This is a genomic window from Nitrospirales bacterium, from assembly GCA_031315865.1.
Classification (GTDB): Bacteria; Nitrospirota; Nitrospiria; order Nitrospirales; family UBA8639; genus JAGQKC01.
In genome coordinates this window covers 2090137-2109927 of record JALDRJ010000002.1, presented here as the reverse complement: position 1 = coordinate 2109927, position 19791 = coordinate 2090137, and the positions used below count along the sequence as shown (strand labels likewise).

The following is a 19791-nucleotide window of genomic DNA, read 5'->3' as shown; positions in this document are numbered from 1 at the left end:
GAAGGAGGAACTATGTCATTGCTTATCACTGAAGAATGTATTAATTGTGGGGCGTGCCTCCCTGAATGCCCAAATGAAGCCATATTCGAAACACGAAGCGCGGCTGAGGAAGCGGGCAACCAGGTAGGGGAAGGTCAGGGAGATGGCGATACGGTTTATGTCATCACCTACGAACGCTGCACGGAATGCGTCGGACATTTTGATGAACCCCAATGCGCTGCCGTGTGCCCTGTCGATGATTGCTGTATTTCCGACCCGGACATTCCTGAAACAACGGAAGCGCTCCTAGAAAAAGCCCGCCAGTTAAACCCGGACAAAGAAATCGACCCTGAAAAGGTTTGGAGCGGGGTAAGAAATTAATTTACTCAATTCAATCTGAGCCTTTCTTATTCAAGCCCTTCCATACATCTCAATATCTATGGAGGGGCTTGATCTACATCAAACGAGCCGGTGGTCGCCTCATGTCCTTGTTGACTTCTCCGGTTTCCCCTCACCCTCCGGGACAGGAAAGGCTTCAGGAGTCCCAAACGGGAGCGTCTCCACATATACAGAAGTAGAAGGAAATGCGAACCCCGTTCCGTGTCCCTCCACGATTGCTTTAATCTTGTACGCCAGCTCTTCCTTCACTGCCAACCATTCTCCCCATTTCGTTGTTTTCGTAAAACAATAGAGCATAATGTCGATGCTTGACGCACCGAATGAGTCGAGAAACACGAACGTTTTGGTTTTCTCGGGGTCAGTTTCAAAAAGAGGGTTCGAATGCACGTACTCGGAGATATCATGAATGATATCCTGCAATTGCTCGCGAGTCGTGCGATATTCCACCCCGATCTTCCAATAAATACGCCGTTGCGTCATTCGAGAGAAATTAATCAGCGCTTCGTTCGCGAGCTTGCTGTTGGGAATCGTCACCAAAGCCTTATCAAAACGGCGAACTTTTGTCGCACGAAACCCAATGTGTTCCACAGTGCCATCAATGTCGGGCGTCTGAATCCAATTACCCTTCTCAAACATTCGATCCAGAAAGATGGTGAGGCCCGCAAACATATTTTTAATAAAGTCTTGTGCCCCCAGCGCTACCGCCATGCCGACGAGCCCGAGACTTCCGAGTAAGGCAACCACGTTGAATCCCCATTCTTGAATAATGGCAGCCACCCCTAAACACACAATAATGAATTTGGAGAATTTGACAAAAAACTCTTGCATGGTCTCATGCATGCTCGAGTCGTCAAAAAAGCCAATAGCCTGATCAAGAATGAGTGACAGCGGGTAAATCGCACGATAGAGCCCCCAAAAAATCGTGAAAGCAATCAGCGAGCGAATGATCCTGGAAAAAACCACCTCCACAGCTTCAGAAACGTGAACCGTCTGACTGGCCACATACAGCCCAATCACCACAAACATAAACTCCAAGGGCTTCTTCACCGCCTCCAGAAGCTGGTCATCAATCGCCGTCTCTGTTCGTTGTGTCAACTTCCAAGCAATCTTCATCACAAGCCTGGAACAGAGATGACGTAACATTAAAAATACATAGAAGATTCCAATTGCCGTGAGGATTTCTCCGACACTCGTCCCCAACACCCCGGCATTCCAGACGACGACAACCTGCTCGATAAAATTCTTTACGCTATCCAATGAAGAAGCCTCCATACAGGAAACACATCCATACTCATAGTTTCAGCACTTCTTTGGCCAAGCACCCACACTCGGCATCCGACTTCGTATGGCAGTCCTGTGAGTTTCGTACGAACAATCAGCTGAACAAGAGGATCACGATCAGCAGACACCGACTTACGGAGGTGGCGGATTAAAGAAAAGAAACGCTCAGGATACTTTCTGCAGTTCATTCAGCCGGACTGAAACCAACTTTGACACACCGGGCTGCTCCATGGTTACGCCAAAAAGGGAATCGGCGATTTCCATGGTACGTTTATTATGAGTGATGATGATAAATTGAGATCGCTCAGCCATTTGCGTTAAGAACTGCCCAAAACGACCCACATTGGCTTCATCCAACGGAGCATCAACCTCATCGAGGATACAGAAGGGAGAGGGCTTAATCAGGAAACTCGCAAACAACAAAGCCAACACGGTCATGGTTTTTTCCCCGCCAGACAACATCGACAAATTTTTCAGACGTTTGCCGGGAGGCTGCGCGACAATATCCACGCCAGCATCTGTTCGGGCTGTCTCCCCTTCCTCGACTTCAGGCTCCACGAGAATAAGCTCGGCTCGTCCCCCTGCGAACAATGCGGAAAACACCTCGTTAAACTTGATCTGGATACTTTGAAACGTTTCCGTGAATAATTTACTCGTGGTCTGGTTCAACCGTTGAATAATCTCTTGGAGTGACTGGATAGATGCGGTCAAGTCCGCTTCTTGAGCCGTGAGAAATTGACACCGTTCTTGCAATTCCTGATGTTCATCGATCGCGGCAAGGTTTATCGGCCCCATTCGCGCTAATTTTCCTCTGACGAGCTGTAATTGCTCTTTCCACTGCTCTGAAGGATCATCGAGAATACCCTCTTCATCCTGTTCGCTAGATGCTGGCTGAGCACCAGGTTCAGGCTGCCGTTCTCCGCCTTCTTCCTCGTCCAGCGCATCGAGAGATAATTCATAGGTGGCCGTTAGCGTCTCTTGCACCGTGGTTAATTTGGTACGAACTTCGGCCATTCGCACTTCTATCCCACTTCGAACCTTGAGCGTTTCCGACAACTGCTTACGAATGTCCGAAATATGTCGGTCGAACATGCGCGACTGCTCGACGACATGGTCATAATGCTCCTGAAGCGTAGTTAATGACGCTTCGATGCCGGTCTTTTTCTCGTCAGCTTTTTCAAACATTTCTTCCTGACGAAGACGTTCATCTCGGCTCTGTCTCGTTTGAAGGAAAAGTTGCTCAAGATGTTGATCTAATTCCTGCAATCTGACAGCCCTAGCTTGTTCTTCATCCCGCAGGCGCGCTAAGTCACTCTGTTCGTGGGAACGTTGCGCCAACAGCGTGCTCAAACTCATGCGGGTTTCCGTCATGTACTTTTGAAGTTCATCCACTTCTGCCTCTAGATCGATCAAACCCTGCGAGGCCTCTTGAAGTTCTTGTTCCCGCTGTCCAAGTGTCCCTTCGACTTCTCGTAATTGCTCCTGCAGGAGAGCAGACTCTCTTCGCAACCTCCCGACTTCTCCTTCTTCAGAGCTACGTTCGGCACGAATCAATTCCACGCGTCGCGTGAGTTCCGGCAACGCGTTGGTTCGAACGCTTTCTTCTTGCCGCACAGACAGAAGCCGCACTTCCGTCTCACGGATGGATTGTCGCAATTCGTGCAATTGAGATTGAATCGCATCCCGTTCCGTGACGATGACATTTCTCCGACGTTCATCCTCCCGTAGAGCTCCTTCTAATTCCTCGGATTGAGCCTCCAGCCGGCTAATTTCACCACGCCTCCGCAAAACTCCATCAAACTCCCCTAACATTCCACCGGTCATGACCCCTGATGATTGAATCATTTCACCGTCCGGGGTCACGAGTATGGGACCACGCCCATGGAACCACTCATGCGTTTCCATGATATGGAGGCCCGCTTCAAGGGTTTCGACGATATAGACATTCTCCAGAAAAATCGAGGTGACGGACTGTAACGCATCTGGCACTTGCACGAACTCTATGGCCGCACCTTTGATGGCCGTTTCTTCATGCAAAGCCTGCCGCCACATCGGCGGGTGGGTTGATGCGACGGTCCCGCTGGTCAAAGACACGAAACTGCCTCGTCCCAGCGACTGCCCTTTCAACGTCCGAATCGCCTGCAACGCATCATCCGGACTCCCGACCACCCAGGCCTTGAGACGGTCACCCAACGCCACTTCTATGGCTTTTTCAACGTGCTCTTGGACTACCATGCGTTCAGCAAACGCTTCGACAACTTCATGGCAGACCCCACGGATGGAGGATTCGTCGATTTCACCGGTTGGCCCGTACCCTAATTCTTCCTGAACAACCGCCCGTAACGCCCGAATCTCTGATTCAAGCCCAGCGATCACGGTTCGTCTCGTCTGAAGACGCGAATCAAGTTCTTCCTGCTCCCCGACGAGCGTTTGAAGGTCCAGTTCCATTTCCTTTTGTTTGGTCTGGAGCTGCTCATAGGCATCCGACAATACTTCTCGCTGTTGACGAAATTCTTGATTTTCGGCGGACAGTCGAGTCTGTTGGGTTTCGGTCTCCGTCAATTCAGCTAACAAGCGTTCAAGGCGCCGCAGAAGACCTCCTTGCTGTTCTTCCATGCTCTTGGTGCGATTCTGAATGTTGGTCTTTTGAACCGCCAGATCAACGAGTAGCTGCCGAAGACGGTCGCGACCCTGCGCCGAAACAGACCGCTGTTCGATCAAAGTCTCATACCGCTCCTTTCCATCGACGACCGATGCTTCCAGGGTTTCGATCTCAGATTGAATCTGTGACAATCGTGCCTTCTTGGCTTCGGTCAAACCGTGTGATTGATCGGACGCTTCCCTGACCCGACTCCGCTCTTTCAACGCGTGCTCGTGCTGTTCCTCATAATGTTCGAGCTGATTCCGTAACACCTCCATCGTCGTCAAGGCATGCGCCATGGCCTGCTCGACCTCGCGGAGCTGCTCGCGGCTTTCTGACACCGACTCACCGGTCTTTGAGAGGGAAAGGGTGACGTTTTCTTGCTCGGCCATGACACGCTGTTCTTCAGTCACGTGGGCCAGTTCGCGATCCTCGGACTCCTGAAGTTCCCGTTCGATCAGGTCTTGCTGAGTCCGGAGTTGCCGACATTCCCATTTCAACAGCTGAATCTCTAAAGCCTTGGCTTCCTGCTGGAGATCCTGATAGTGCTGAGCCTGTCTGGCCTGACGTTCTAACGAACGAAGTTGACGTTGAACTTCCGTGAGAATGTCTCGGACGCGAAACAAATTCTGTTCCGTCGAGTCGAGTTTTCGTAGGGCCTCGGCCTTCTGTTTTTTATAACGAATAATGCCGGCGGTTTCTTCGATAAATTCACGTCGCTCGAGCGGTGACGCGCTCAAAAGCTGATCGATATTCCCCTGTTCGATCACCGTATGCCCTTTGCTTCCGGCTCTCGATGCCCACAATAGGCTCCGGATGTCTTTCAAACGACAAGGAATTTTATTGATGGAATACTCGCTTTCCCCATCCCGATAGAGTCGTCGAGTGATCATGATTTCGGTCGATTGGCCTAACGCATCTCCTAAGGCAGACAAGGCCTCCAGCTCCTGTTCGGTGACGCCCCCGAATACCGTCGAGACTTCCACCATATTCATCGGTTTTCGCACTTCCGTTCCATTAAAAATGACATCTTCCATCCGTTCCGTGCGCAGAGATTTTGGGCTTTGCTCGCCTAACGACCACAACAATGCATCCACGATATTACTTTTCCCCGTCCCATTCGGCCCGACGATAGCAGTCACGCCTTGGGGAAAGTCGATTTTGGCCTCGGCAAATGACTTAAAGCCATCAACGATGACGGTCTGGAGATGCATATGTTTCCTCCGTAATTGCGTGAATCCAAACTGGAGTTTGAGTAACCATAAACATCTAACACAATAATTTCGTTAAATCAAAGAAAGCATACCAAATGAAGTGGATCATCCATAAGATCAATCCCATATATTGTGGATGCTGTGGATAAGATAGGGATTACGCCGCGCTCAATTCCTCTGTATTTCATCAAGTATTTAGTCAGAGGCTCCGAAATAACGAGTTGAATCACGGGTTTATCATGGCCTGGCCTTGCGCCTTGAGCAAGAGGTGGAATCCCTCCACACTGTCAGCGATCGACCTATTGGGACAGACGATCGTTTTTGACATCTCATTACTATGTCCGGCATCAGGAGAGACGAGACCATGTTGACGCACATCATGCATTTTTTTCATGACGAAAGAGGTGCCACCGCTTTGGAGTATGGACTATTAGCCGCCTTGATTGCCGCCGTCATCATCGGCGCCGTTACCGTCCTCGGTCAAACCGTAGCCAACACCTTTAATACCTTGTCTTCATCGATGAGCGCCGCATCGTAAAAGTAATCCCTCAACGCCGTTTCTTACCCGTTTTATCAGTAAGAAACGGCACACCAAGGATTTGAGTTTTCCGTAAATCCTCGAACAAACTTCGAAAATCCTTGATCCTACTCTGTGGCCTTTGGAATGCTTAATAAGGAGAAAGATCTTCACAGTCTCCCTCATGACAATACCAGAATTTTGGTGAGGCAGAAGACTCAGGTCCATGCGCGAGGGAATAAAAACTGTAGAGTTGAGAGGAGAGGCTAACGCCTAGGCTTTCGCCTGAGAAGCCAGTAGCTCACGGGGGAGGAGAAATTCTACATTTTCTTCAACGACCGTTAATTCTTCAAGTTCATCCGCTCCGAGAGTCCTGAGATTCTCAACGACTTCGGTGACGAGCACTTCAGGAGCCGAAGCTCCGGCCGCAATCCCGATGGCCTTCGCCCCATCCAGCCATTCTGGCTTAATGTCCTGGTAAGAATCGATGAGATACGACGCCTTACCGCACCGTTCTCCAAGTTCTTTAAGCCTATTGGAATTGGAACTATTCGGAGAACCGATGACCAGTATCACATCGACATGCTTCGCGAGCTCCTTGACCGCATTTTGCCGGTTTTGCGTGGCATAACAAATGTCTTCTTGATGAGGCCCCTTGATTCCCGGAAATCGTCGATTGAGCGCTTCGACAATATCGCGACATTCATCCACACTCAATGTGGTCTGCGTGACGTAAGACAAGTGATTGGGGTTTTCTACGATCAGACGTTCAACATCTTCTACCGACGAAACCAGGTGAAACTTATCTGGAACTTGGCCGAGCGTCCCGACTACTTCCGGATGACCCGAATGCCCGATCAGTATCAATTCATATTCATTGGTATAGTCGCGATTGACCTCGTTATGCACCTTGATCACCAAGGGACACGTCGCATCGATGACCTTCAGATTTCGGCGATTGGCTTCTTCCCAGACACTTTTGGCGACGCCATGGGCACTAAAAATAACGATCGCGCCATCTGGCACTTCGTCCAACTCTTCGACGAAGACCGCCCCTTTTTCACGAAGAGAGTTGACGACATGACGACTGTGGACAATTTCATGACGTACGTAAATCGGGGCTCCGTAGGTTTTCAGAGATAAGTCGACGATCTCAATTGCCCGATCAACGCCAGCACAAAACCCACGCGGGTCCGCCAAATAAATTTTCACAGCTGCCTCCGTCTATTCATGTTGTACCCAATAGTCATTACTTACTTCACTCACTCTCAGAAATCCTACCATCCGTCCGTCATGGCCACGATAGGTGAAATGGCTGCGTTCGTCAATATAGAAATAGAGCGTCTGTTGGAGACATCCCCCTCTCTCTCCTTAGGACAGCTTACTGACTCTTTTGATTCAGCCCCATCGCAAAAGCGCGCCTCCCCATGTAATCCCACCGCCAAAGGTTCCCAGCAAAATGAGATCCCCTGGCTTCAGACGTCCTTGCCTGTTGGCCATATCAAGTGTGAGAGGCAGAGAAGCCGAAGAGGTATTACCGGTGCGCTCAATGACCGAAAACACCGAGCGGACAGGTATGTGCAAGCGCGCAGCGAGTTTCGCCAGAATTCGACCATTGGCTTGATGAAACATGACATGATCCAAATCTTCGACCGATACCTGATGAGACGCGAGAAGCTCAGTGAGAGAGTGCGCCAACTGTTTCACGGCGACTCGAAACAGGGTTGCGCCTTTCAATCGAAGCGTATGGCGCTTTGCCTGGACCGTCGACGGTGACATTGGTTCACGAGATCCTCCAGCCGGAATGCTGACCAAGTCCGTATATTGGCCGTCAGAAAAGAGTCGAATATTTTGGATCCCTACATGAGGATCGTGTCCTTGGGTCACCACTGCCGCACCGGCTCCATCACCGAATAACAGGGCCGTGCCCGTATTGTCCGGGTTGAGGTAACAGGATTTGACTTCGGCTGCCACCACCAGGCATCGCCGACTGTACCCTGAACGAATCAAGGTATCCGCCTGAGACAGTCCATATAAAAACCCTGAGCATGAAGCGCTTATATCAAAAGCGCTGGCGCCGTTGATCCCTAGCCGACGTTGCAGCAGACAGGCGGTGGAGGGAAATCCTCCCATTTCCGGAGAGGTCGTGGACAATAGAATCGTATCAATGTCCGAAGGCTTAAGCTTGGCTTGATCGAGCGCCTGACGAGCGGCCTGCTCTGCCAATAAGGAGCAAGTCTCCGATGGCTCACTCCAGTGACGCTCACGAATACCCGATACACGATAAATATAGCCTTCTTCCACCCCGAGCAGACGAGCCACTTGGGCATTGGAAACGATCCGAGTGGGTAAATATGACCCGGTACCTGCAATCCTGGTTACACAGGGTGATGAATGTGCCTGGGAGGCATTACTCATAATTGTGAAGATTTGAGGTTATAAAACAACTCTCTGAAGGGAAAACACCACATGAACGGCCAGCAAACGACATAAATTTGATTTGCTTTCATATGCTTTGCTAGCCTGGCACGTTTTTTGTGTTATGCTCAAAGGCAGCGTCCATAGCAATTACCCACAGGAATCGACTCATATGAATTTTCGAAATTTGACCACCGTTCTTATAGCAATTGGCCTATCCTCCAGCGTTCTTGGGACAGGTTGCTCATCCACACAGAATGCCCCTCCGGCCGATCCTCAGACCGTCCTGAGCGGAACGGATGAACAAATTTTTGTCGGTGATTCGATTGAAATGAATTACGACCCTAACGTGATCATGAAACGCGCAGAAGCCTACTATGAAAAAGAATCATATTCGGAAGCCATCGTGGAATACAAACATTTCCTGGATCTTCACCGAAACCACGTTTTAGCCTCGTACGCCCAGTATAAAATCGCGATGAGTCACTTTAAGCAATTCCAAACGATTGATCGGGACCCGGCTCCGCTTGAAGAATCGATCACGGCCTTTCGCAAACTCATCACAGACTTCCCGAACAGCCGTTATGAAGAAGAAGCGCGTGCGGATATTAGAACATGCCAGGAACACCTGGCTCAACATGACTTATTCGTTGGCGAATTTTATTACAACCGTGAAGCGTTCCTGGCTGCCGCCCATCGCTTCACGCATATCGTGGATCAATACCCTCTACTGGATGCCGCCATAATAGCCAAGTTACACCTTGCCCAGACGTATGAGCAACTCGGCGATGCAGAATGGGCCAAAGACTGGCTTGTCGATCTCGTACAAAACCATCAATCTCATTCGACGTATGAACGTGGTATGCAAATGCTCACGCAGCTAAAACAGCAGCACCCCGAGCTCGAAGTGCCGGACATGGATACCACGCCTAAAGAAGATATAAAGCTTGTTAAGTTACAACCGGACCTATCACGACTTCAAACGCACTTCCTGCCTCCATCCCCTTCCACCACTGAATTATCGACATCTCAAACTCCGACAGGAGGGGCAGCCTCATGCTCGATCGGGGCATGGTGTGAATCTTCCCCGCAACCCTCTTTGGCCCCATCCACGAACAAGACCTGTAGACCGGGACAATGGTGTTAAAGTAGAAGCGAAGAGAGGGTTCTTGGCCTGATGCGTGGAGTATCCGAGTAGGAAGAAAGAGGCTGAAAACAATACCTATTGTCCGAGGTACCAACCAATCCCGTGACGTTCAAGGAAGCTCGTCAACATCGTCACGCCATTGGTGTACAACATGACGCCGATCGCGACCATCAGCATGCCGCTGACGATGGAGATCCCACCCAGGTAATGACGGATTTTTTTAAAGTGAGTTAAAAACCTATCCACTCCAAAAGCAGCCAGAAAGAACGGGAGCCCTAATCCCACCGAGTACGACGTGAGGAGCACTATACCGTCTCGCATCGACTCGGTCGTGCTGGCATAGGCCAGAATACCACCCAATACCGGCCCTACGCAGGGTGTCCACCCGGCGGCAAACGCTGTCCCCACCAAAAAAGAGCCGATGTACCCTAACGGACGTTTCTCAAAATGCAGTAGTTTACGTTCCGTCATTAAAAACCGTAGTTTGAGCACTCCCATCAAGTAGAGCCCAAAAACGGCGATCAGCACGCCCCCGACTTTTCGGATCAGGTCTTGGTATTCGTACAACAATTGCCCGATAAAACTGGCCGAGGCACCAAATGCGATAAACACGCTGGAGAACCCGGCGATAAACAGGAGCGAATTCAACATAATCGCTTTTCGAAACCGCTCCCGTTCTTGCGCATTGGCTAATTCCTCGACTGACAACCCCGTGATGTAGGAAATATAGGATGGGACTAATGGCAGGACACAGGGGGAAACAAACGAGAGAAATCCCGCGCTAAAGGCGGCCAGGAGGGAGACTTGATTAAAGGAATCCATCGTTCACCATGGGAGATTGAGCCGGAGGAGCAAGCAGTTCCCGGATCAGTTCTTTGGCTTGAGAGCCATTCCAGTCTCTGGCACCGAACACCCGGTGACGAATAATGCCGTCGCGGTCAATCACATAACTGATCGGAAGCGTTCGCGCTCCATAGGCTCCACCAACTTCATAGTCGGGATCATGCAGGATAGGAAAGGTCAACCCCATGGCTTCTTGAAAAGGCTTGGTCACCTGAGAACCCTGCGCATCGACGGAGACAGCCAAAATCTCCAACCCCTGACTCCGCATGTCACGATAGAGGGCTTCCATAGCCGGCATCTCGACCCGACAGGGACCGCACCATGTGGCCCAAAAATTCAGCAGCACGACCTTTCCGCGATGATCCGACAGGCTCACCTGTCGACCTTCCAAATCGATGAGTGTAAAGGGAGGAGAGGCGTCCCCGATTTTCGGCCATCCCCGCTTTACAGCAAGCCGATAATCCGTAGACGAGACGTCGGAAAGGCCAGAATAACCTGAATCGCACCCCAACGTGGCGGCGAATATTAGGGCAATCGCCAATGCTGATATTCGCGGATTCCTCTTCATGACGAAGCAAAGCGGCACATTCATGATCGTATTCTTCATCCAATCTCCCAATCCAGTTTTGAAACAGCTCTTTTACATCCCGGCAGTCTTCTTGGATCGATACGTAAGGACCTTGGACCCGGTAAATTCGGCCGTCATCGAGGCTTCAATATAATTCTCGCCACCAGGAGCGTCAATATTTGACCTATCATAGTGTACCATACTCATCAACGACACCAAGCGGCCTTCATCAGCGATGTTCACACAGATAGACAGACCGTCAGTCCGTTGCGTAGACTAGCGGGCACACGAGTGACAAAACGCTTCATCTATGGCCATACAGGCAGTCAACCTCACGAAATCGTTCGGCAATTATCGAATTTTTGAGAATCTCTCCTTTGAGATTTCAAGCGGACAATGCTTTGCGCTGTTCGGGTCAAACGGGGCGGGTAAGACCACGCTATTACGTATCCTCGCCACCCTCGTGCGGCCCACAAGCGGTGAATTTTCGATCTTTGGGAAGGATGGGATTCAAGAGAAAGATGCTGTCCGGCAAACCATCATGTTCCTGGCCCATGGCTCACACCTGTACGATGACCTGGACGCGCTCGAAAATCTCCGGTTTGCGCTGGCCATGCGCAATCAACAGCCTTCAAGTCAAGACATGAAACGAGCATTGGATCGCGTCAGCCTCGGAGCGTTCGCGGGCATGAAAACACGGAATTTTTCCGCCGGCATGAAGCGTCGTCTCGCATTAGCCAAGGTCATCCTCGCGCAACCTCAAGTGCTATTCCTGGATGAACCCTATAACGCCCTTGATGAAGCTGGCGTACAGACGACGAACACCATTATTCTCGAAGTGATGACACGTAACGGTCTCGTCGTCATGACCACTCACGATCAGGAAAAAGCGCACAAAGTCTCGACCCGTAGCGGACTGCTGCGGCAAGGGTCCCTCACATTGTCGTGAAGCACGCCGCACACCACTCATGACCTTTTTCAGTATCATTCAGTGGGTCGTATGGAAAGACCTCATCAGCGAACTGCGAAGCCGGGAAACGCTCTCGTCGATGTTGTTTTTCGCTCTTATCGTCATCTTGGTCTTCAGTTTCAGTTTTTCGATGGACCAGGATGCGGCCCAGCAGCTGATCGCCGGCATCATTTGGGTCTCATTCGCCTTTACCGGCATTATCGGACTCGGAAAATCCTTTACGGCGGAATTACAGAACGACGCGATCGAATACCTGCAGATGAGTCCCGCTCCCAAGGGAGCCATCTATTTAGGAAAGATGCTAGGGAATCTACTGTTCATGCTCGTTGTGGAAGTCATGTTGTTTCCACTCTTCGTTCTCTTCTTCAATCTTGATATTGTTGAAGAAATCGGGATTCTTCTGTTAATATTTTTTTTAGCCACCGTGGGACTTTCCGCTGTGGGGACGCTGTTTTCAGCGCTTACGGTTCAGGTTCGTGCCAGAGAGGTCATGCTCCCAGTCTTGCTCCTTCCACTGGCCGTCCCAGTGATGATTGCAGCAGTGGAGGCTACTCGAGGCGCTCTCAATGCACAGCCATTCGCCATCTATTCACAATGGATTGAGCTTCTGACGGTTTTTGATATCATCTTCACCGTGGCGTCCTTTTGGCTATTTGAGTTGATCTTGGACTCATAGTCATCAGAAGAATCCCCACTGTCACCTGGCAGCCTAACCATCCGAACCATGCAATTAATGGCTTTTTATCCTGACTAAACTATGATGAATCGCTTTATTAGACGTATTCAACGGTTCAAGGGGTGGTTTGGTGCGATTTCGGCCATGTGCATCTTTTACGGGTTGTACCTGGGACTGCTCGACTCTCCGCCGGATTATTACCAGGGAGAGGTCGTTCGCATCATGTATGTCCATGTTCCTCTGGCGCATACGGCCCTATTGGCCTATATGACTCTGTTCATCGGAAGCTTATGGTATTTATGGAAGCGAGACCCACTCGTGGACAATATGTGTCAGGCCGCCGCGGGCATTACCGTCGCCTTTACGACATTGGCCCTCATTACGGGAGCCATCTGGGCAAAACCCACCTGGAATACATGGTGGACATGGGACCCGAAATTGGTGTCATTCGCGGTGCTTCTCTTGATTGTCTCCGGGTACCTGATGCTCCGCACGTTCGTCGAAGACCCGGATAAAGTTGGACGCTACGCCGCGGTGCTCGCGATCGTCGGAGGCATCGACCTGCCGATTATCTATTTTTCCGCCGAATGGTGGCGGACGCTCCATCAACCACTGTCCATCTCCATGCGAGGCGTGAGCATGACCGGAGATATTCTGCTGCCCCTGTCGATCATGAGCCTGGGTTTCAACCTGTTATTTATCTACATGCTCATGATTCGAACGCAAATGTTATACTTAACCAACTTGCTCGAAGCGAAAAAAGGACGGCTGCTGAGCCAAATTCACTTGTCTCAATCCACCTCATGACCGCGTTTTATCTACGATGGGCAGGCATCATTGGGATCATGATCGTATTGGCCATACTTGCAACCGGCAATTATCAGACTCATCTGGCCAGCGTCAGCCCGGAAATGGTGCGTACCGGACATGTGTCACAAGAACCCATCCGCGTCCAAGGCATGGTCAAAAGCGGGAGCTTGCGCGGCGATCCCGAATCCGGTCAGGCGGAATTCGAGCTGTCCGGAGATTCGCAGACCTTACACGTGCAGTACCAGGGACCGCCTCCGGACAACCTGCGCGAGTTAAAAACGCTCATACTCATCGGACAATGGAACCCGGAAGACCAGATTTTTTTCGCGCGAGAGACGGCTCTCGTGACCAATTATGGCTTTGTCGCAAGTGCCTATATCGTCGCCTTGATCGGCCTTGTGGCCTACGTGTTTTTCATGAGCCGAAAAGTCACATATTTATACCAGGAAATTAAAGATTCCAAACTCTATGAAGCCGAGTGAGTGACCTATGTGGAGCACAGGCAGAAAAACCAGTCTGATCATCAGCGTTCTCCTCGTCGCGGGAGCGCTGGGTTATTTGGCGTTGGGGAACTTTGGCGAGAATTTAGTCTATTTCGTCACACCCTCAGAAGTACGCGCGTTTACGGCTGAGCAGGCTCAACAAAAAATTCGAGTCGCCGGGATGGTCGTCAAGGAAAGCATTAAGACGCAATCCGACCCTGTAGGCCTTACGTTTGAATTGACCGATGGCGAAGCGACGATTCCTGTAGTCTTTCAGGGGATTCCGCCGGACCTGTTCAAGGAAGGCCAGGGGGCCGTGGCCGAGGGGCATTGGCGGGCGGATCACGTCTTTCATTCCAATATGATCATGGCGAAACATTCTGAAGATTACATGCCAATCGAGATGAAACGGGCTGGCGTGGAATTACCAAAGAAAGATTTCATGAAGACCCTCTCTCCTTAGAGATGGTGATCAACAGAGAGCGAAACATTAGGGACATGAAGAGCCAGCAATGGAAAACCAATAGCCTGCGTCACACCTTCTTGGACCTCTTTTCCCCATTGACTCAACGGTTTCCCCAAGCCATCGAAGCGTTGGTGGCCTAGCCGGATTCCACTTTTGATACAATCTGAGTATCCATGATCATCGAAATCGGCCATTTTTCTGTCGTCGTTGCCTGGGTGCTTTCCTTATTGGGCATCGGGTCCGCCCTTGCGGCCCTGCGGTCGAGAAACCCAGACTGGGTCCGGGTCGGTCGCATAGCGGTCACCGCCATCTTTCTCTTGTTATTCGTCGGCATGGCCTCTCTGGTCTACTCATTCCTCACGAGGGACTTCTCAGTCCTGTACGTCGCCAATAATTCCAATTCCAAACTCCCCTTCTTTTACACCGTGGCCGCCGTCTGGGGAGGGCATGAAGGGTCCTTACTGCTGTGGGCCTTCATATTGTCGGCCTTCAGCACGTTAGCGGTTTGGCTGCATTGGCGCACTCAACCCACGATCATGCCCTACCTGATCGCCGTGGAATCGGGAGTGATGCTGGGCTTTTTGTCTCTGATCGTGTTCTTATCCAGCCCCTTTGCCCGGTTGGTTCCCACGCCCGCAGACGGGAAGGACCTCAATCCTCTGCTTCAAGACCCGGCGATGGTGATGCACCCCCCGATGCTCTACATGGGCTACGTGGGCTTTTCGATTCCCTTCGCCTTCGCGATGGCCGCCTTGTTTTCCGGCCGGCTCGGAGAGGAATGGATAAAAGTCACCCAGCGCTGGACGATTTTTGCCTGGCTGTGCCTCACTACCGGCATCCTGTTAGGAGGGTACTGGGCCTACTACGAATTGGGATGGGGAGGTTATTGGGGATGGGACCCGGTCGAAAACGCGTCATTCATGCCTTGGTTGGTGGGCACGGCTTACCTGCATTCCGTCCTGGTTCAGGAAAAACGGAAGATGTTCAAAGTCTGGAACCTGCTCTTAATCATCATCACGTTTTCCCTGTCGCTCATCGGCACGTTCCTGGTGCGAAGCGGCGTCTTGACCTCCGTCCATACCTTCGCCACCGACCCTGAACGCGGCCTGTACATCCTGTTATTCATCACGACCGTCATCGGGATAGCCTTTGGAGCGCTCATCTTTCAATCGAAAAAACTCAAAAGCCAGATCGAAATGGACTCATTCATCTCGAGGGAATCGGTCTTCCTTTTCAACAACCTGTTTTTCCTCGTGGCCGCCGCAACGGTCTTTTTGGGCACGCTGTATCCCCTCATGGTCGAAACCCTTCAAGGCGGAAAAGTGACCGTGGGGCCGCCGTATTACAATGCGGTCTTTATGCCCATCGCGCTCGGACTGTTGTTTCTCATGGGTGTTGGCCCCTACATTCCCTGGCGAAAAGCTTCGACCAGCATGCTTAAGAAGAATTTCCTGGTTCCGACGATAGTCGGCGTCGTAACAACCATCCTCCTCTGGCTTACAGGCATTCATAGTCTCTATGCTTTGAGTGGTGGCTTTGTGGTGGGCTTTTCCGCTTCGGCGATCTTTCTGGATTTCGGGAAAATTTCAAAACTTTACGCCAACCGGGAACATGTCAATCTGTTGCAGGGATTTTTCAAGGCCTTCTCCGCGAATCAACGCCGGTATTCCAGCCTCATCACGCACATCGGCGTGCTGGTGCTCGTAGTCGGCATCATCGCGTCGACGATCTACCAGACCGAAAAAGTCGTGTCGATGCGAGTGGGCGACACCTTCTCCATCGCTGACTACGACATGAAGCTTTTGAACATTCACGAGGTGAAAGGAACGAACTGGACCGCGCAGGAAGGCGTCTTTCAAGTCACGCGCGAAAATGAAGAAATCACGAAACTTCGCCCGCAAAAACGCGTCTACACGGCGTCCCAGAGCCCGACGACCGAATCGGCCATCTATGCGATCAACATGGGGCACATCTTCCTGACGATGCCCGACGTGTCACCCGATGGCGTCGCCGTGGCCCGAGGTGTGATTAATCCGCTCATCCTGTGGGTGTGGGGGGGCGGTGGGATTATGGGATTGGGAGTCTTGCTGAATATTTTCCGGCCACGAAGACGAGAAGAATGAGTCGTGGATTACAAATAGCTATCGTCATCGGCCTGCTGGGGCTCTTCGCCCTGTTTTATCAAGGCCTGTGGGGAGACCCGCGAAGTATTCCCACCGTGCTCATCGGCACGACCGCGCCGACCTTCACGGGCCCGGACGTGGAGTCAGGAAAACCCATTTCCCTGGATCACTATAAAGGAAAGGTCGTCCTCCTGAATTTCTGGGCTTCGTGGTGCTACGAATGCAAAGTGGAACATGAGGATATCCTGCGTCTCCATCAACAATTCAAGGATCATCCGGATTTTGTCATGCTTGGGGTCAATTACCAGGATGAACTCCCCAATGCCCGGCAGTACCTGAAACAATATGGCACCACATTTCAGCATGTGCGGGACATCAACGGCACCGTGGCCATCGATTACGGAGTCTACGGCGTTCCTGAAACCTTCGTCATCGATCAGCAGGGCATCATTCGACACAAGTGGGTGGGTCCCATCGTTGGACAGGTCTACACGAACCTCACGGAAAACGTCATCACTCCGCTCTTGAACAAGACGCCGGCATCGACATGATTCATCGCACCTTCGCTCTTTGCCTCCTGCTTCTCCTCTGGCTGTCTCCGCCATCACCGGCGCTGGCCAAGGTGGTAGACGAGAGCGAGCTTGACATCCAAGTGCGGGAGATTGCGAAGACTCTGCGATGTACGGTCTGCCAAACGGAAAACATCTGGGAATCGGGCGCGCCCCTGGCCGTGCAAATGCGCGGCGTCATCCGCGAAAGGCTCACGCAAGGACAGACGCCGGAAGAAATTCACGCCTATTTTCTCAGCCGGTACGGCGACTATATACTGATGCAGCCGCCGAAACATGGCATGAACTGGTTGATTTGGGTTGCGCCGTTTATCCTTCTCGTGGTCGGAGGGTTTTTTCTGTACAAAGAAGTCAGACACTGGGTCAAACCACCGTCCCCGAAGCCACAGGACCAGCCGCCTCCGCTCGATGTCGAAGCTCGGAAACGAATCGAACGCGAACTCCAATCCTGACCGTTTACCTCACGAATCATCATGTTGCTCATTCCTGTCACGATCATCCTCATTCTCGTCATCGTGGCGATCACGTCCCCGTTCTGGAGAAAAGACCCTCACCCGTTTTCACCGTTTCATCATGATGAGCAACAGCAAGAGCTCGCCGATTTATTCGTCGAACGCGAGGTGCTCATCCGCTCATTGCAGGAACTGGACGTGGAGTTGGCTCAAAAACGTCTGGAACCGGAAGATCATACCCGACTCAAAGCGACGGACGAACATCGCTTGTTGCAAGTACTCGACCGGATTGACCGGCTCCAGGAAGACTCCGGCATTCGAGCCACAGACTCCCAGTCCACGCCAGCACGAAAACGAGTCTGGATTCCTGCCACCATCTGTGGGCTCATCGTGCTCCTTTCATCGCTGGGAACCTATCTATGGGTGCAAGTGCAAGCTCTTGAAAAACTCAATGCCGCTGCGCAAGCGCAAACGGCAGGAGCCGGCGGGCCCAATCCATTGGAAATGGTCGCCCGCCTCGAAAAACGATTGCAAAAGAACCCGGACGACCTTGAAGGGCAAATCATGGCAGGACGCTCGTATCAGGTCCTCAATCGGCATGAGGAAGCCCGGAAAGCATGGACCAAAGTCTTAGAGCTCCAGCCCCGGAACAACGAAGCCTCCTACAATTTAGGCGTCATTCTGATCGAAACACGAAAATTCGATGACCCGGAAGTGTTTCAGAAAGCGCTGGACTATTTTGACAAGGTGCTGATTGACCGGCCGAATGAACCGGGCGTGAACTGGTACCGGGGATTGACGTTGTGGTACCTCAAACGACCGAGAGAAACCGAAGAAGCCTGGGCCCTGGCGTTTAAAAACCTGGAGCCCAACAGCCCAGATGCCAAGTTCGTGAAAGACGCCTTGGCCAAACTGCGCGCCGGCGACGTGCCGTTTTAAAAATAGAGCACTAAGCGTAGCTGTTAATCACCAAGTCCACGGAAGAATAAATCTCGTGGATAGGACAGAGTTCTGCCATTATTTGGTGATGCTGTATACATACGATGGCCACTGCATAGGGTATGCCCTCGCTCAGGCTAGTTTGCTCCTGCTACACGGCGAAAAGAGATCACCTTGAATAATGATACTATATACGGTATCATTTATACTTCATGGAAGAAATTGAAGTTGTCCTGGATACCAACGTCTTGCATGCTGGATTATATTCCTCACGTGGAGGGTCCTATCGCATCCTTCAATTGGTTGAGCAAGGAGTCGTTAAACTGAACCTTTCGACAACCCTCTTGTTTGAGTACGAAGAGGTCTTAAAACGACATACGACAATGTTGCGATTAACCGGTGACGATATTGAACAACTTTTGAATTATTTATGTCAGGTGAGCACCCACCATCGAATCTCCTATTTGTGGCGCCCCTGTTTAAAGGACCCGAAGGACGATCACATCCTTGAGTTAGCCGTGGCAGCAAAAGCGCCGCTGATTGTGACCCACAATGTCAAGGATTTTCACGAGAGTACACAATTTGGTATCCGGGCCGTGACACCAAGGCTCTTCTTGGAGGAACTGACATGAGCGCGCTGAATTTACGACTGCCTGAATCGATCCATCGACATATTAAGGAAGTTGCCCAAAAAGAAGGAGTGTCCATCAACCAGTTTATTTCTACTGCTGTCGCAGAAAAGATTTCGGCGATCATGACCGAGGACTATTTACAAAATCGGGCCGCCAAAGCCAAAAAAGGCACCTTACGTAAGATCTTGCGAAAAGTGCCGGCTCGGCCGCCCCTGACAGGAGATGAACCCTGAATCTTTTAGTCTTTTCATTGTAGAATCTACCCTCCCCCAATCTACTACCCTGTCATGTTCCAGATTCTGCTGTCTGCAAAGCCTCCTTCCAAACTCTCTCTACGGATGAGCCATCCAAAATTCAGGCTATGCTGTACCGTTCCTTTCTTAGACCGAGCCGCTTTACGTGCGTGTCCTGAAAAGCTAGCGCGTCGTCGACTTCGATCTCCTGATACCAAACTGTACTTTCTAATTTCGCGGGACTGACAAAAGCTACACTACTCGAATGTTTTTGGTTCGTTTGTATCCGGGAAATTCTGCGTTCTTCCGTGGATGGTCGCACGGATGTGCCTGCTACCATTTGTATACCCCAAAAGCTTGACAGTCTATTTAAAAGCTCACGACTAAAAACGGCGAGGTCCGCGAGATAACCAAGGAGGATTTCAGATCGTT

Annotated in this window: 20 protein-coding genes; 14 read left to right on the top strand and 6 right to left on the bottom strand. The window is 51.1% G+C overall.

Features of this window, described 5'->3' with window-relative positions; genetic code table 11:
- Positions 1 to 12: 12 nt before the first annotated feature.
- Positions 13 to 360 (top strand): YfhL family 4Fe-4S dicluster ferredoxin, encoded by a 348-nt coding sequence (locus MRJ96_09775; protein ID MDR4501724.1) that lies wholly within the window; start codon positions 13 to 15, stop codon positions 358 to 360.
- 99 nt (positions 361 to 459) lie between these two features.
- Here the strand turns inward: MRJ96_09775 and MRJ96_09770 are convergent, their stop codons facing one another.
- Both MRJ96_09770 and smc read right to left on the bottom strand, forming a co-directional pair.
- A complete protein-coding gene (locus tag MRJ96_09770; protein ID MDR4501723.1) occupies positions 460 to 1650 on the bottom strand; it encodes a mechanosensitive ion channel family protein in 1191 nt (396 codons plus the stop codon).
- A gap of 174 nt (positions 1651 to 1824) precedes the next feature.
- Entirely contained in the window at positions 1825 to 5514 is a 3690-nt protein-coding gene (gene smc, locus MRJ96_09765) for a chromosome segregation protein SMC (GenBank protein MDR4501722.1), read from the bottom strand.
- A gap of 364 nt (positions 5515 to 5878) precedes the next feature.
- Here smc and MRJ96_09760 point away from each other — a divergent pair, with 364 nt between their 5' ends.
- Complete coding sequence (locus MRJ96_09760) at positions 5879 to 6052, top strand: Flp family type IVb pilin (GenBank protein ID MDR4501721.1); 174 nt, start codon at positions 5879 to 5881, stop codon at positions 6050 to 6052.
- Between the two features lie 252 nt (positions 6053 to 6304).
- On the opposite strand, the gene ispH is transcribed toward MRJ96_09760, so the two are convergent.
- The gene (gene ispH, locus MRJ96_09755) at positions 6305 to 7243 is read right to left on the bottom strand and encodes a 4-hydroxy-3-methylbut-2-enyl diphosphate reductase (GenBank protein ID MDR4501720.1); all 939 of its coding nucleotides are present in this window, start codon (positions 7241 to 7243) and stop codon (positions 6305 to 6307) included.
- 186 nt (positions 7244 to 7429) lie between these two features.
- Positions 7430 to 8449, bottom strand: a complete 1020-nt coding sequence (locus MRJ96_09750) for a ketoacyl-ACP synthase III (GenBank protein ID MDR4501719.1) — start codon at positions 8447 to 8449, stop codon at positions 7430 to 7432.
- A gap of 172 nt (positions 8450 to 8621) precedes the next feature.
- On the opposite strand from MRJ96_09750, the gene bamD reads away from it, so the two are divergent.
- Complete coding sequence (gene bamD / locus MRJ96_09745) at positions 8622 to 9596, top strand: outer membrane protein assembly factor BamD (protein ID MDR4501718.1); 975 nt, start codon at positions 8622 to 8624, stop codon at positions 9594 to 9596.
- Between the two features lie 75 nt (positions 9597 to 9671).
- Here bamD and MRJ96_09740 read toward each other — a convergent pair whose 3' ends face one another.
- Together MRJ96_09740 and MRJ96_09735 are read right to left on the bottom strand one after the other, a co-directional pair.
- Positions 9672 to 10418 (bottom strand): cytochrome c biogenesis protein CcdA, encoded by a 747-nt coding sequence (locus tag MRJ96_09740; GenBank protein MDR4501717.1) that lies wholly within the window; start codon positions 10416 to 10418, stop codon positions 9672 to 9674.
- Positions 10405 to 11046: a TlpA family protein disulfide reductase gene (locus tag MRJ96_09735; GenBank protein MDR4501716.1), complete on the bottom strand. Its 642-nt coding sequence runs from the start codon at positions 11044 to 11046 to the stop codon at positions 10405 to 10407. Before MRJ96_09735 ends, MRJ96_09740 begins: the two co-directional genes overlap by 14 nt.
- Before the next feature lie 271 nt (positions 11047 to 11317).
- On the opposite strand from MRJ96_09735, the gene ccmA reads away from it, so the two are divergent.
- From ccmA to MRJ96_09680, 11 genes are all read left to right on the top strand, one after another.
- Positions 11318 to 11956, top strand: coding sequence for a heme ABC exporter ATP-binding protein CcmA (gene ccmA, locus MRJ96_09730; protein MDR4501715.1), 639 nt, complete (start codon positions 11318 to 11320; stop codon positions 11954 to 11956).
- Between the two features lie 19 nt (positions 11957 to 11975).
- Positions 11976 to 12653, top strand: coding sequence for a heme exporter protein CcmB (locus tag MRJ96_09725; GenBank protein MDR4501714.1), 678 nt, complete (start codon positions 11976 to 11978; stop codon positions 12651 to 12653).
- An 81-nt stretch (positions 12654 to 12734) separates the two neighbouring features.
- Entirely contained in the window at positions 12735 to 13460 is a 726-nt protein-coding gene (ccsA, locus tag MRJ96_09720; GenBank protein MDR4501713.1) for a cytochrome c biogenesis protein CcsA, read from the top strand.
- Positions 13457 to 13945 (top strand): cytochrome c maturation protein CcmE, encoded by a 489-nt coding sequence (locus tag MRJ96_09715; protein ID MDR4501712.1) that lies wholly within the window; start codon positions 13457 to 13459, stop codon positions 13943 to 13945. Before ccsA ends, MRJ96_09715 begins: the two co-directional genes overlap by 4 nt.
- 7 nt (positions 13946 to 13952) lie before the next feature.
- The gene (gene ccmE / locus MRJ96_09710; protein MDR4501711.1) at positions 13953 to 14408 is read left to right on the top strand and encodes a cytochrome c maturation protein CcmE; all 456 of its coding nucleotides are present in this window, start codon (positions 13953 to 13955) and stop codon (positions 14406 to 14408) included.
- A 176-nt stretch (positions 14409 to 14584) separates the two neighbouring features.
- Positions 14585 to 16534: a heme lyase CcmF/NrfE family subunit gene (locus MRJ96_09705; protein ID MDR4501710.1), complete on the top strand. Its 1950-nt coding sequence runs from the start codon at positions 14585 to 14587 to the stop codon at positions 16532 to 16534.
- A complete protein-coding gene (locus MRJ96_09700) occupies positions 16531 to 17085 on the top strand; it encodes a redoxin domain-containing protein (GenBank protein MDR4501709.1) in 555 nt (184 codons plus the stop codon). Before MRJ96_09705 ends, MRJ96_09700 begins: the two co-directional genes overlap by 4 nt.
- Positions 17082 to 17555: a cytochrome c-type biogenesis protein CcmH gene (locus tag MRJ96_09695; GenBank protein ID MDR4501708.1), complete on the top strand. Its 474-nt coding sequence runs from the start codon at positions 17082 to 17084 to the stop codon at positions 17553 to 17555. The genes MRJ96_09700 and MRJ96_09695 overlap by 4 nt, the downstream gene beginning before the upstream one ends.
- 21 nt (positions 17556 to 17576) lie before the next feature.
- Complete coding sequence (locus tag MRJ96_09690) at positions 17577 to 18494, top strand: hypothetical protein (GenBank protein ID MDR4501707.1); 918 nt, start codon at positions 17577 to 17579, stop codon at positions 18492 to 18494.
- A 212-nt stretch (positions 18495 to 18706) separates the two neighbouring features.
- Complete coding sequence (locus MRJ96_09685) at positions 18707 to 19126, top strand: putative toxin-antitoxin system toxin component, PIN family (GenBank protein ID MDR4501706.1); 420 nt, start codon at positions 18707 to 18709, stop codon at positions 19124 to 19126.
- Positions 19123 to 19359, top strand: coding sequence for a type II toxin-antitoxin system HicB family antitoxin (locus MRJ96_09680; GenBank protein ID MDR4501705.1), 237 nt, complete (start codon positions 19123 to 19125; stop codon positions 19357 to 19359). The genes MRJ96_09685 and MRJ96_09680 overlap by 4 nt, the downstream gene beginning before the upstream one ends.
- Positions 19360 to 19791 lie beyond the last annotated feature (432 nt).

Coding starts and splice junctions, on each gene's coding strand:
- MRJ96_09715 (MDR4501712.1), top strand. CDS start 13,457: ATGACCGCGTTTTATCTACGATGGGCAGGCATCATTGGGATCATGATC.
- MRJ96_09760 (MDR4501721.1), top strand. CDS start 5,879: ATGTTGACGCACATCATGCATTTTTTTCATGACGAAAGAGGTGCCACC.
- MRJ96_09750 (MDR4501719.1), bottom strand. CDS start 8,449: ATGAGTAATGCCTCCCAGGCACATTCATCACCCTGTGTAACCAGGATT.
- MRJ96_09770 (MDR4501723.1), bottom strand. CDS start 1,650: ATGGAGGCTTCTTCATTGGATAGCGTAAAGAATTTTATCGAGCAGGTT.
- MRJ96_09700 (MDR4501709.1), top strand. CDS start 16,531: ATGAGTCGTGGATTACAAATAGCTATCGTCATCGGCCTGCTGGGGCTC.
- MRJ96_09775 (MDR4501724.1), top strand. CDS start 13: ATGTCATTGCTTATCACTGAAGAATGTATTAATTGTGGGGCGTGCCTC.
- bamD (MDR4501718.1), top strand. CDS start 8,622: ATGAATTTTCGAAATTTGACCACCGTTCTTATAGCAATTGGCCTATCC.
- ccsA (MDR4501713.1), top strand. CDS start 12,735: ATGATGAATCGCTTTATTAGACGTATTCAACGGTTCAAGGGGTGGTTT.
- MRJ96_09680 (MDR4501705.1), top strand. CDS start 19,123: ATGAGCGCGCTGAATTTACGACTGCCTGAATCGATCCATCGACATATT.
- MRJ96_09735 (MDR4501716.1), bottom strand. CDS start 11,046: ATGAAGAATACGATCATGAATGTGCCGCTTTGCTTCGTCATGAAGAGG.
- MRJ96_09695 (MDR4501708.1), top strand. CDS start 17,082: ATGATTCATCGCACCTTCGCTCTTTGCCTCCTGCTTCTCCTCTGGCTG.
- MRJ96_09685 (MDR4501706.1), top strand. CDS start 18,707: ATGGAAGAAATTGAAGTTGTCCTGGATACCAACGTCTTGCATGCTGGA.
- ccmA (MDR4501715.1), top strand. CDS start 11,318: ATGGCCATACAGGCAGTCAACCTCACGAAATCGTTCGGCAATTATCGA.
- MRJ96_09740 (MDR4501717.1), bottom strand. CDS start 10,418: ATGGATTCCTTTAATCAAGTCTCCCTCCTGGCCGCCTTTAGCGCGGGA.
- ccmE (MDR4501711.1), top strand. CDS start 13,953: ATGTGGAGCACAGGCAGAAAAACCAGTCTGATCATCAGCGTTCTCCTC.
- MRJ96_09705 (MDR4501710.1), top strand. CDS start 14,585: ATGATCATCGAAATCGGCCATTTTTCTGTCGTCGTTGCCTGGGTGCTT.
- MRJ96_09725 (MDR4501714.1), top strand. CDS start 11,976: ATGACCTTTTTCAGTATCATTCAGTGGGTCGTATGGAAAGACCTCATC.
- smc (MDR4501722.1), bottom strand. CDS start 5,514: ATGCATCTCCAGACCGTCATCGTTGATGGCTTTAAGTCATTTGCCGAG.
- MRJ96_09690 (MDR4501707.1), top strand. CDS start 17,577: ATGTTGCTCATTCCTGTCACGATCATCCTCATTCTCGTCATCGTGGCG.